Source organism: Pseudomonas sp. B7, assembly GCF_016735645.1.
Lineage (GTDB): Bacteria > Pseudomonadota > Gammaproteobacteria > Pseudomonadales > Pseudomonadaceae > Aquipseudomonas > Aquipseudomonas glycinae.
The window spans coordinates 394428-407047 of record NZ_JAERRE010000003.1 but is presented as its reverse complement, the minus strand read 5'-3'; the positions used below and the strand labels follow the sequence as shown (position 1 = coordinate 407047).

Genomic DNA, 12620 nt, shown 5'->3' with positions numbered 1-12620 from the left:
CCGTCCGGCCAGGAAAAACCGTCGCCTCAGTGCGACGGTTTTTTTTAATTTATTTCACAAATGATAAACAAACGCATTCCGGTTTTTCCGGTCTGCTCCGTCTTACTAACGTAAGCGCGTGAATCGACTCGAAAAAGGGCCTTTTCAGTCAGATTTTCCCGCGGCAACAAACGGATTTCTTACGCAACCGATGACCGGCCCGCGTCTCTGCGCGGGCGACTGCTGCCCGGGGAGGGGCCAGTCGATCGATTCACATGATTGAACGATCCCGCAGCGCAGGTGTGCATTTCGAGGGGCGCTCGGCGCCCCGCAGGCTTTTCCACTTCGACCAATAATAGAGAGCACAATGTCCGCAATTCACGAATTGAAACCCCTGTTCAAGGCCCTGGTGATGTCCCGAACGTTGCGCTCGCGCTCTGTGCTGGCGGGAATGGGCATGGCGTCCCTGCTGCCGCTCAGCGCTCAGGTTCTGGCCGAGGACAAAGCCTTCAATATCGCGGCACAGTCCCTGCCGCAGGCGCTGCAGGCGTTTGGCGAGCAAAGCAACATGCAGGTCATCTACAGCGCCGATGATCTGGCGGGCCTCAAGAGTTTTGCAGTCAAAGGCAACATGACACCGGAGTCGGCCATCGGCCAGCTCCTGCGCGGCACCGACGTGCGCTTCACCGTGGAAGGCAACACCCTGATGCTGGTGCGCAGTGGCAGCGCCAAGGGGCTGGAGCTGGGTGCAACCACGATCAACGCCAGCGCGCTGGGCACCACCACCGAAGGCACCCATTCCTACACCACCGGTGCCGTGACCATCGGCAAGGGCCAGCAGAAACTCAAGGACATCCCGCAGTCGGTCAGCGTCCTGACCCGCAAGCGCATGGATGACCAGAACATCAGCAATCTGACCCAGGCAGTCGAAGCCACCACCGGCCTGACCGCGCTGAAGTCGCCGGGCCCGGGCATTTTCATTTACTCCCGTGGTTTCGACATCGAAGCGATCCAGTACGACGGCGTGCCGATCCCGCGCAACGTGTATGCGCTGGGCAGCTACATCACTGAAAACATGGCGATTTACGACCGCATGGAAGTGATCCGTGGCGCGGCCGGCCTGCTGCAAGGCGCGAACAGTCCGGGCGGCGCGATCAACATGGTGCGCAAGCGCGGCCAGGCCGAACCGACCGTGACCCTTTCTGCCAAGGCGGGCAGCTGGGACCGTTATGGCTCCCAGGCTGACGTAGGTGGCCCGCTGAACGATGCCGGCACCATCCGTGGTCGCGCAGTGGTCAACTATGAAAAAGACCATTCGTTCACCGATTACGCCTGGAATTGGGAACAGACCGTGTACGGCGCCCTGGACTTCGACCTGGATGAAGACACCGTGCTCGGTATCGGTTTCAGCAACAAGAAGAGCCACGGCCGTCCATACCTGCTGGGCCTGCCGCGTTACGCCGACGCGAGCAACATCAATCTGCCGCGCTCGACCTACACCGGTGCAACCTGGAACCGTTCGATGAACGACCAGACTGCGGTGTACGCCGACCTTGAACACCACTTCAACGACAGCTGGAAAATCAAGGCCTCGGCCATCGCCATGAACGAGTCGAACGAGGCGACCTACCAGTTCATCGCCGGCGTGGTGCCGGTGGGTGGCAGTACCGGTCCGCGTTTCTCCGACTACGCGACCGATTTTGCCAACAAGAACCGTGCGTTCGATATCTACCTCGACGGCCAGTTTGAAGGCTTCGGCTTCAAGCAAGGCCTGACCGTGGGCGCCAACTATTCCAAGTTCACCAGCGATGACAAATACGCTCGCCAGTTCACCCCCGGCGTAGACATCTTCGACATCGATCACAATCGTCCGCAGAAGTCGTTCGACATGATCGCCGACGCCGCCAACCTGGCCGTGAGCACCTACGATGTTCGCCAGAAGGGCCTCTACGGCAGTTACAAGATCAACCTGACCGATCCGCTGACCCTGATCCTCGGGGCGCGTACCAGCTGGTATGACTTCTCCTTCGACCAGGACAACTACTTCGCCCGCGAATTGCAGGAAGGCGGCGAGAAGAACTCGATCAAGAGCACCGGCCGTGTGACGCCTTACGTCGGCATGGTGTATGCGCTCAACGAACAGTGGTCGGCCTACGGCAGCGTTGCCGAAGTGTTCATTCCGCAAACCCAGTTGACCAAAGAGAAGACTGCGCTCAAGCCGATCGAAGGCACCAACTACGAGCTGGGGATCAAGGGCGAGTTGATGGATGGCCGCTTCAACACCTCCCTGGCGTTGTTCCGCTACATCCAGAAAAACCGCGCCGTGTCTGACCTGACCACCGACATCGAAGGGCCTGAGGCCTGCAACGGCTGGTACTGCTCGACAGCGTCGGGTAAGGTTCGCAGCCAGGGTCTGGAAGCGGAAATCGCCGGCGAACTGTTCGATGGCATGCAGATTTCCAGCGGCTATACCTACAACACCACCAAGTTCCTCGAAGACTCCGACCTCAAGGGCAAGCGCTTCGCCACCGGTACGCCGATGCACATGTTCCGCCTGTGGGGCGACTACACCCTGCCGGGTGATTTCCACAAGGTCAGCGTCGGTGCCGGCGTGAATGCCCAGAGCAGCACGGTCAGCTTCGACCGCAGCTTCGATCTGCCAGGCTTTGCCATCTGGGGTTCGCGCGTTGCCTACCAGGCTACCGACGAGGTCAACCTGGCCGTCAACCTGAACAACATGTTCGACAAGCGCTACATCATTCCGGCCTTCGCCCAGATCAACAGCAACAGCTACTACGGCGACCCGCGTAACGTGATGTTCAGCGTGACGTACAAACCGCAGTTCTGATCCACCGGTAATACCCGAACCCGGTCTGCCATTGCAGGCCGGGTTTTTTATTGCCCGGAAGAAAGGCTCCAGCGACGGATGAACGAAAAAGCGGCCAAAGAAAAACCCCGTCAATCAATGATTGACGGGGTTTTTCAGGTCCTGCACAGAGGCTCAGCGCACTCGACTGTTGCTCAGGAACGTATCGATCAGGGGTTCAAGCAGTTCATCCTGGAAGATCATGCTGCGGTGTTCCAGCGGTGACAGCAGCGAGCAGTTCAGTTCGCCCGACTGGCTGTAACGCTGGATCAGCGCCTGGCTGAAGGCCAGTTCCTCTGCAGTTTTTTCCGGGACGGCCCACCAGCAACTCGGTTTGACCCGCAGAGACTTGTAGGTGAAGGCCTCGAAGGCTTCCACCAGACGCTCGTGGACCGAGAACGCCTGGGCGTTCATGACTTCACTCTTGATGTTCTGCACAACGGCCAGCAAGTCGCCTTGGCCCGGTTCGACCTGACCGGCCGCCCAGTCATAGAAGTCCTTGACGCTGCCGTGCGGCGACGTTTGCAGGTAGGCAGCGGTGCGCGGTGCCAGGGTCGGGAACAACAGATTGAAGTAGTGCACGGCGTCGAGCACTTCTTCGGAGGTGACGCCGAGCGCTTCGTCGTCCGTTCGCTGGAAGCGTGGCAGGTCGGCAGGGAAGGCCGACGCCGGCACGGTGCCGTCGACCAGCCCCAGAAACGCCACTTCGTGACCCTGAGACTCCAGCGTCGCGGCCACGTCCATGGCCAGCGGGCCACCCAACGACCAGCCCATCAGGTGATAAGGCCCCTGCGGCTGGGTGTTGACGATTTCACGGCTGTAGTCGGCGATCATCTCCGACCAGGTTTGCGCGTCGTTGTGTTGCTGCGCGAAGCCGCGATGCATCACGCCGTAGACTTTCGCCCGGTTGTTCAGGCGTTTGGCCAGCGGCTGATAGCAGAACACGATGCCACCGCTGGGGTGCAGGCAGAACAGTGCCGGTGCGTCGGCCGGTGCGTTGTTGAGTTCGACCACACACTGCGCGGTTGCGAAATGCTGGCGAGCGACGAAAGCGGACAGTTCGGCGATGGTCGGGTGAGCCAGCAACTCTTGCAGACGTACTTCGATATCGAGCTGTGCCTTGAGCTGGGCGATCAACTGGATCGCGAGAATCGAATGGCCGCCCAACTCGAAGAAGTTGTCGGTGATCCCGACGCGCTCAATGTTCAACGATTGCTGCCAAAGACCGGCCAGCGCTTCTTCCAGCGGATTGCCCGGCGCCACGTAGGTTCGTTGCCAGAGGCTGGCATCCGGTTCCGGCAGGGCTTTGCGGTCGAGTTTGCCGTTGGCGTTCAAGGGGAAGCGCTCAAGGAACAGCAAGTGTGCAGGCACCATGTAATCGGGCAATTGCCCACGCAGTGCGGTGATCAGAGTGTCGCGCAGTTCCGTCGAATCCGCTGCGATGACGTAGGCCACCAATTGCAGACCGCTCGGGCCGTCGTGGGTCAGCACCGCGCAATCCTGCACCTGCGGCTGATCAAGCAGTCGCGCTTCGATCTCGCCCAGTTCGATGCGGAAGCCGCGGATTTTTACTTGATGGTCGATCCGTCCGACGTATTCGATGCTGCCGTCGTTGCAGTATTTCGCCAGGTCGCCGGTACGGTACAGACGCCCACCCGCAACACTGTCGAAGGGGTCGGGGATGAAGCGCGTGGCGGTCAGGTCGGTGCGGTTCAGGTAACCCCGGGCCAGCCCGGCGCGACCGATGTACAGCTCACCGGTGCAGCCTTTGGCGACCGGGTTGAGGCCTTCATCCAGCAGATACCAGGACAGGTCGGCAATCGGCACGCCGATAGGGCTGGCGGACTCGGCGTTCAGGTCAGCCAGTGACAGCGGCCGGTAGGTGACGTGGACGGTGGTTTCGGTGATGCCGTACATGTTGATCAGTTGCGGGGTCTGATCGCCGAAGCGTTCGAACCAGGGGCGCAGGCTTTTCACCTCGATCGCCTCACCGCCGAAAATCACGTAGCGCAGGTGCTGGGTCAACGGCTGGTCGGCTTCACAGGCGACTTTCATCAGTTGCTTGAACGCCGACGGCGTCTGGTTCAGCACGCTGACCTTTTCTTCGCAGAGCAGCGTGTAGACGTCTTGCGGAGAACGACTGACGGCGTGCGGCACGATCACCAGGCGTCCACCGTACAGCAACGCACCAAAGATCTCCCAGACCGAGAAGTCGAAGGCATAGGAATGGAACAGGCTCCAGACATCGTTCTGATCGAAGCCGAACCAACCGCTGGTGGCTTCGAACAGGCGTACCACGTTGTGATGCGCCAGCAGGGCGCCCTTGGGTTTGCCGGTCGAGCCGGAGGTGTAGATCACGTACGCCAGATTGTCCGGCTGAACGGCGACGTCGGGGTTGTGCTCGGCGGCGTCGATCAGGCTCGTGGCGTCGTCGAGCAGCACGCAGCGCACGTGGGCCGGCAATGGCAATTGCTCACGCAGGTGGGACTGGGTCAGCACCCAGTCGATGCGGCTGTCCTCGATCATGTAGGCCAGGCGATCTGCCGGGTAGGCCGGGTCCAGTGGCACATAGGCGCCGCCGGCCTTGAGAATCGCCAGCAGGCCGATCAGCATTTGCGGCGAGCGCTCGGCGGCGATGCCCACCAGCACATCCGGGCCGACACCGTTGGCGATCAAGCGGTGGGCCAGACGGTTGGCCTGGCGGTTGAGCTCGGCGTAGCTGACCTGTTGTGCGCCGAAGGTCAGGGCGATGGCGGCACCATCGCGCGCGACCTGCGCTTCGATCAACTGATGCAGGCATAGCGACGGGGCGATTCGGGTCTGCTGCGGGTTCCATTCGGCGAGGGTCTGCCGATGCTCTTCGGCTTCAAGCAACTGCAACTCGTCCAGGCGTAAATCGGGGCTGGCGATCAGTTGCAGCAGCAGTTGTTGCCAGTGCCGGGCCATGCGCTCGATGGTATCGGGGGTGTACAGGTCGCGGCTGTATTCGAAGGTGGCTTGCAGGTTCTGCGGATTGAAGTCGACGTCCAGCGACAGGTCGAACTTGGCCTGGCTTTCGCCGGCATCGAGAAATTGCAGGTTCAGCCCGGCCCATTCCACGGCCGCTGGCTCGCCGCCGCCCGTGCGCCAGTTGAACAGCACCTGGAACAGCGGATTGAGCGAGGTGGCACTGCCGCGTTGCAGTTGATCGAACAACAGCTCAAGAGGGTAATCGGCGTGTTCCAGGGTCGCCAGTGAATGCGCGCGCAAGGCGTGCAGGAAGTCCCGCACCGGTTGCTGGCCGTCGAGCGTCGCCTTGTACACCTGACTGCTGACAAAAAAGCCCACCAGTTCCTGGCTGTCGCTGCGGTTGCGGCTGGCGTTGGGCACGCCGACGGTGAATTCGCGTTGCTGACTGTAACGGCCCAGCAGCAATTGCCACGCGCCCATCGCCAGCACGAACGGGGTCAGGCCTTCGTTCTGGCAGAAGCGGTTGAGGGCTTGCAGCGCTGTGGGCTCAAGGCTCAGAGAATGACGCCCGGCCAAGTGTTGCTGGCCTTCGGCGCGGGCATGATCGACGGGCAGTTCAAGCACCGGCAGTTCGCGACCCAGATACTGACGCCAGTAATGGTCGGCGCGCTTGCAGGCGACGCCGTCGAGGTATTCGCTGCGTTGCCACTGCGCGTAGTCGCTGTACTGGATCGGCAACTCGCTCAGCACCGGAGCGAGGCCGGCGCTGGCCTGCGCATAGGCGCGCGCCAGATCCTGCATGAGGATCGCGTTGGACCAGGCGTCAGACACGATGTGGTGCATGTTCAGCAGCAGCACATGTTCACGCTCGGCGGTCTTGACCAGGGTGGTGCGGATCAGCGGCGCGCGGCTCAGGTCGAACGGTTGCAGGGCCTGGGTCTGGAGGCGTTGTTCGAGGTGCAGGCGACGGGTGTCCTCATCCAGCGAGGAAAGGTCCTGGCGCTTGAGGTTCAGGCGTATCTGGCGCTCGACCACCTGGGTCGGCACGCCGTCGATTTCGCGAAACGCACTACGCAGGATGTCGTGGCGATCGATCACTGCGTTGAGCGCGGTTTCCAGCGCCTGAGGATCGAGGTCACCGTCCAGGCGCAGGGCGCGCGGCAAGTTGTAGGCGGCATTCGCCGGTGCCTGCTGCTGCACCAGCCACAGACGCTGCTGGGCGTACGACAGCGGCGCCCGATCGAGGCGCGCGCGGCGGGTGGCGACCGGGTCTGGCTCGACGGCGTCGGCATCGGCCAACAGCAGCGCCAGCAGGTCATCATCAAGAAGTTCGTTCATGGCTTTCTCTTAACACTCGACAGGGGCGGGCCGGTTCAGCAGACGGCTGCCGGGGCTTTTTCGCTGATGACCTGGCCGCCTTGCATGCGCACCAGTTGGTCGGCGACGTCGAAATAACGGTCGTCGTGGGAGATCACGATGATGGTCTTGCCCAGGTATTTGAGTTCCGGCAGCAGCTCGGTGTAGAAAATCCGCCGGAACACCGGGTCCTGATCGGCCGCCCACTCGTCGAACACCAGCACCGGACGTTCCTCCAGCCACGCGTTGAGCAGGGCCAGACGCTTGCGCTGGCCAGTGGACAGGTCGGTGGTGCTGAACGCGCCATCTCGTATGCTGACCTTGTGCGAAATCTCCAGGCGTTCGAGGTAGCGGTTGGCGTCCTCGGGCACTTGCTGATCGCCCTGCACCAGTTCGTCGAACAGGTAGTAGTCGGCAAAAATCGTGGTGAACAACTGACGGTAATCGTCACGGTTCTCGGCCACCACGGGCGCACCGTTGAGCAGGATTTCCCCGCCCTTTGGCGCGTACAGCCCCAACAGCAATTTGATCAGGGTGGTTTTGCCGCCGCCGTTTTCGCCGACGATGAACACGATTTCGCCCTGACGGATCGACAGATTGACCGGGCCGAGGGTGAACGGTTTGTTGTCGCCCACGGCTGCAAATGCATAGTGAACATCACGCAGTTCCAGATGCTCGACCACCGGTTTGACGCTGGCGGTGTCGCTCAGCAGCAGGTGCGGTTCCGGGGAGGAAAACTGTTCCGCCAGATCGGCAATGCGTTTGAAGGCGATGTTGGCGCGACTGACCACCGGCAGGGTGGTCACCAGGTATTCCAGCGGGCCCTTCATGTACAGCAGCACCAGCACGAAACCGCTGAGCACCGCTTTGTCGGTGCCCAGCCAGAAGGATTGCAGGGCGAGTGCCAGGCCGATCACCACGAAGAACAGCATCGAGCCAAACGTCTTGGCGACCACGAAGGTGTTGATCGAACGGATGTGGGTGTTGCAGATGTAATCGGCGGTGCCTTCGATGCGCTGGCTGAACATGCGCTGACGGCGCGGGCGATGGATGCGCAGTTCCTTGGCGCCGGCCGCGATGGCGCTGTAGTGCTTTTGCAGTTCGTCTTCGGCTTCACGGGCGGCTTCAAAGCCTTTGATGCCTTTGGCTCGGGCGATGTACTGCACGACGGTGCCGATGATGATCGCCACCAGCAACAGCGCGAACATCGGCACCGAGAGGTAGGCCAGGTAACCCAGGCAACCGAGGGTGACGGTGAAGGCGATGGCCAGTGGCGCGAAGGAAAACGCGAAGTCGCTGACGGTGTCGACGTCATGGGTCAGCACCGGGATCAGGCGATGGCTGCGGAAGCGTTCGATCTGCTCGATCGGCGCCAGCAGGACTTTTTCACCGAGCGATTTTCGCAGTCCGGCAATGATGTGCTGGCCGACATGGTTGGTGCCGATGTCGGACAGGATCGAACTCAGCAGCGCCAGTGCACAGAGCCCGGCGAAACTGGCGAGCACACCCAGTGACGGGCTCCCGTTGGCGTTCAGGGCGTCATTGATGGTCGCCAGCAACGCCGTGACGCTGAGGCCGCCGACCATGCCGAGCATGATCGAAATCAGGACCACCAGCCAATAGGGCTTGAGCAGGCTGAGAACTTCGCTGATGGCGCCACGGGATTTTGTGGTCATGGTGGATTCCGCTTTTGAAGGCCGGGGGGGGCGTTGATTCGATAAAAACCGGGACGGCGTCGCCCCGCTGGTCGCCGCCGGGGTGGATCAGAGGTCGCGGGCTACACGAAAGCCCAGCCAGTCGCCCCGCACTTTGGGGTAGACCGCGTTGCGGTTGCCGGAGCGCGAGAACACCGGCGCCTCGCCCCAGTCATTGCCGCGGATGCGCCGGATGCTGCAGTCGCCGGTCAGCCACGCGCTGCCGTCACTCGGGGCACCGGCGTAGTTTTCGTTGTAGCAGTCAGCGGTCCATTCGTAGACGTTGCCGTGCATGTCATAGACGCCGAAGGCGTTGGCCGGAAAGCTGCCGGCCGGCGCGGTAAAGTTGTAGCCATCGGCGGCGCCGTAGGTGTTGGCGTGTTTGGCGATGCTGTATTCCTTGCCCTCATCGAACGGGAACGGGAAGGGCCCGGCGCTGCCGGCACGCGCGGCGTATTCGCGCAGGGACTCACTGACCAGACGGTATTGCTTGCCGGTCTTTTTCGAGAGCCACGCCACGTACGCGTTGACTTCGGCGAAGTCCATGCACACGGCCGGATGCTTGTCGGTGTACTGCTTGCGCGGATCGCTGCCCGCATAATCCGGAATCCCGGCCTTGCACGCGCGGCCCTCGCGATCATCGCCGTCGGGCATCTGATAACCGGTGTCCTTGAGATAGGCGTCCCATTGGCCCCGAAGGACCTGGAAGCGGCTGATGGCCAGCGGTTTGGCGAACGTCACCGGGTGCATCGGGCCTTCGTCCGGTTCGCGGCCGACTTCGTCTTCCGGGGTGCCCATGGTGAACGTGCCGGTGGGCAGCACGACCATTTCCGGGCAGTCCTTGCAGTCTTTGAACACCTTGCCCGGCTGCAGCGGTTCAGCCGCCTGCGCCAGTCCCGGCAACAGGCTGGCGAGCAGGGCGGCCAGGGTCAGCGCGGGGAGCGACTTGATGGAAAAACTACGTAGCTCACTGTTCATCATTTCTCTCGATAACAGGTTTAAAGGCGTTCACGGTGCTCAGATCTGGCTGACGAGCACGGTCATGAAACGGTCGATTTCTTGTTCGGTGTTCAACAGGCCCGGCGCGCTGCGAATGACCGGGCCGACGTCGCGGTCGACGGCATCGGCGATCACCTTGTTCTGCATCAGGTAGGCGGCGATCTTGTCGCAGTCCTTGCCCTTGACCCGGAAGAAGGTGAAACCGGCGGAGAGTTCGGGGCTCAGCGGCGTCACCAGTTCGATCTGCGGATGTTCCTGCAGGCGCTTTTTCAGATAGCTGTTCAAGCCGTGAATACGCGCCTGGACGTCGGCCTTGCCCAGTTGCAGGTGCAATTTGAACGCTTCGTTCAAGGCCCAGCGGTGCTCGAAGGCGTGATAGCCGCCGGGGGTCATGGTGGTGGAAAACGCGGTGGCTTCGGAGAAGGTCGGAATGATCGGCGTGATGTACCTGACCTGGTCGAAACGGCTGCAGACGATGCCGGTGCCGCGTGGGCCGAACATCCATTTGTGGGTGCCGGCGATAAAGAAGTCGCAGTTCATGGCCGGGAAACTCAGGTCATCGACGCCGAAACCGTGCACGCCGTCCACCAGATAAATGATCCGGTTGTCGTCCGAACGGCCCTTGTTGTGCTTGTCGACCAGCGCGCCGATTTCGCCGATCGGCAGTTTCACGCCGCTGCCCGAATGCACCCAGCACATGCCCAATACACGGGTTTCCGGGCGGATGTTGCTGTCGATCGCCGCCAGGATTTCGGCCTTGGTCGCCGTGTGCGGATCCTTGAACAGACGGATCTTGCGCACCTTGGTGCCTTCACGCTGTGTGCGCAGCGCGAGGATGGTGTGGGTGGCGTAGTGTTCGTGTTGAGTGGTGAGGATTTCCTGATCGGCACGCACATGGGCGCCGCCGTAAATCATCGCCAGGCCCTCGGTGGTGCTGCCGGTCAGGGCGATCTGTCTGGCGTCGGCTTGCAGATAACGCCCGGCCCAGACCCGTACCTCTTCCTCGCGCTGCTCGATCACGCCCAGGTCCCAGTCCATCGCCAGCCCCGGGTTCTTGTCGAGGGCGGCGCGGTGCAGGGCGATGGCGTCACGCACCGGTCTGGGGTGCGAGGTAATCAGGAAGTTGGAGAAGTGCAGGCAGTCGGGATCCTGCTCGAACAGTGTGCGTAATTGCGTCCACTTGTCCTGTGCCGGCGCCGCTGGCGCAACATTCGTGGTGTTGTCGGTGCTGGCGCCGTGGGCGATGCCCGAGGCCAGCGGCAGGCCGGCGGCGAGAATCCCCGCCTGCTTGAGAAACGTACGACGATCACTCATGGCTTGATCTTGTCCTGCTGTGAAATCAGCGCAGGTCGGGCGGCTTTCTGCACCTGATCCCAGACCCGCAGGAAGTTGCCGCCCCAGAGCTTGGCGATGTCTGCTTCGGAGTAGCCGCGCGAAATCAGTTCGGCGGTGACGTTGGGGATGTCGCCGACGTTCTCCCAGCCTTTGACGCCGCCGCCTTCGTTGAAGTCGGAGCTGATGCCGACGTGGTCGATACCGATCTTGCGCACGGTGTAATCGATGGCGTCGCCGTAGTCCTTGAGCGTGGCTTTGGGTTCTTCGTCGAGGATCGCGTAGAGGCGGCTGGCGTACTGGCCGAACTTGGCCTCGGGCCATGCGGCGATGATCGGGTCGCCCGGCATCAGTGCCACGGCGAGGTTGGGCAGTGGCGGCAGGTCAAAGCTTTTGCGCAGTTCGTTGAGCTTGTCCTGGGTGGTCTGGGTCAGCGGGCGCAGGTACTGCGAGAAGCCCACCACCTGCACCACGCCGCCGCTGTTCTTGATCAGTTGCAGTTCTTTGTCGCTGAGGTTGCGGGGGATGTCGACCATCGCCCGTGGCGCCGAGTGCGAGGCCACCATCGGCGTGCGGCTCAGTTGCGCGACTTGCTCCAGGGCTTTGGTCGACATCTGTGACACATCGATGATCACGCCCAAATCGTTGAGACGCTTGACCGCTTGTTTGCCGAGGTCGGAGAGGCCGTCGAGTGCATCCGGCGAATCATTGAAGAACGGCAGCGGCCGGGATGAGTCGGCCCAATCGTTGTTGCCGATGTAGCTGAAACCGAACATGCGCATGCCACGCGCCGTCCACAGGTCCAGCAGGTTCAGGTCGTGGCCCAGCGGGTAGGCGTTGAGCATGCTGATGAAGATCGCGAACTTGCCTTCACCGTGCAGGCGCCGAAAATCTTCGGGCGTGTAGGCAATCCCGACCTGATTGGGGAAGTCGCGGACCATCCCGGAGATGATCTTGTAGCGGATCTCCTGCTGGTTGCGTGCCTCTTCAACGAAACCCGCCGTAGGCTTGTGCGGCGCATTGGCGCCGTTCCACAGTTCCGGCCAGCCGAAAATCGTCAGTGCTGCACCGGACAGTTGCCCGCGATTGGCTTTTATCAGGTCGAACTGACCGGGGCCGTCCTTGTCGGCTTCATTGCCGTGGGTGCCGAAGTCCTGAAGGACGGTGATGTGGCTGTCGAAGGACAGCAGGTGCTGGTGCATCTCGCGGGCCTGGTCCATCACCTTGACCGGATAGCCGGGATTGTCGTTGAGCCAGTAATCCCAGGCTGCGAAGCCTGCTGCGGCACTGATCGCCAGGGCCAGTGGCAGGCCAATGAAAAGAGCCTTTTTCGAACGTGGTTTTGTCATTGCCATCTCAGTCAGGTTCGCCGTCAAGGTGCTGGCGCAGGGGCCATTGCTATCTGGAAAGAACGAGTGATTGGCAACGAAATTTAGTCGCATCGC

6 protein-coding genes are annotated in these 12620 nt (G+C 61.8%); 1 reads left to right on the top strand and 5 read right to left on the bottom strand.

Annotated features, from left to right (window positions below; all coding sequences use genetic code 11):
- Window positions 1-346: 346 nt before the first annotated feature.
- Window positions 347-2827 carry a TonB-dependent siderophore receptor gene (locus JKA62_RS10500; RefSeq protein WP_201817728.1) on the top strand — a complete coding sequence of 827 codons (2481 nt, stop codon included), beginning with the start codon at window positions 347-349 and terminating at the stop codon, window positions 2825-2827.
- A 153-nt stretch (window positions 2828-2980) separates the two neighbouring features.
- Here the strand turns inward: JKA62_RS10500 and JKA62_RS10495 are convergent, their stop codons facing one another.
- From JKA62_RS10495 to pvdM, 5 genes are all read right to left on the bottom strand, one after another.
- A complete protein-coding gene (locus JKA62_RS10495) occupies window positions 2981-7132 on the bottom strand; it encodes an amino acid adenylation domain-containing protein (protein ID WP_201817725.1) in 4152 nt (1383 codons plus the stop codon).
- A 35-nt stretch (window positions 7133-7167) separates the two neighbouring features.
- Window positions 7168-8826 (bottom strand): cyclic peptide export ABC transporter, encoded by a 1659-nt coding sequence (locus JKA62_RS10490; protein ID WP_011333314.1) that lies wholly within the window; start codon window positions 8824-8826, stop codon window positions 7168-7170.
- Between the two features lie 87 nt (window positions 8827-8913).
- Window positions 8914-9822 (bottom strand): dihydropyoverdine dehydrogenase, encoded by a 909-nt coding sequence (pvdO, locus tag JKA62_RS10485; protein WP_041475190.1) that lies wholly within the window; start codon window positions 9820-9822, stop codon window positions 8914-8916.
- Window positions 9823-9861: 39 nt separating this feature from the next.
- Window positions 9862-11157: a pyoverdine-tailoring periplasmic protein PvdN gene (gene pvdN, locus JKA62_RS10480; protein ID WP_011333316.1), complete on the bottom strand. Its 1296-nt coding sequence runs from the start codon at window positions 11155-11157 to the stop codon at window positions 9862-9864.
- Entirely contained in the window at window positions 11154-12524 is a 1371-nt protein-coding gene (gene pvdM, locus JKA62_RS10475) for a pyoverdine-tailoring dipeptidase-like protein PvdM (protein ID WP_011333317.1), read from the bottom strand. Before pvdM ends, pvdN begins: the two co-directional genes overlap by 4 nt.
- Between the last annotated feature and the right edge of the window lie 96 nt (window positions 12525-12620).

Coding starts and splice junctions, on each gene's coding strand:
- JKA62_RS10495 (WP_201817725.1), bottom strand. CDS start 7,132: ATGAACGAACTTCTTGATGATGACCTGCTGGCGCTGCTGTTGGCCGAT.
- pvdM (WP_011333317.1), bottom strand. CDS start 12,524: ATGACAAAACCACGTTCGAAAAAGGCTCTTTTCATTGGCCTGCCACTG.
- pvdN (WP_011333316.1), bottom strand. CDS start 11,157: ATGAGTGATCGTCGTACGTTTCTCAAGCAGGCGGGGATTCTCGCCGCC.
- JKA62_RS10500 (WP_201817728.1), top strand. CDS start 347: ATGTCCGCAATTCACGAATTGAAACCCCTGTTCAAGGCCCTGGTGATG.
- JKA62_RS10490 (WP_011333314.1), bottom strand. CDS start 8,826: ATGACCACAAAATCCCGTGGCGCCATCAGCGAAGTTCTCAGCCTGCTC.
- pvdO (WP_041475190.1), bottom strand. CDS start 9,822: ATGAACAGTGAGCTACGTAGTTTTTCCATCAAGTCGCTCCCCGCGCTG.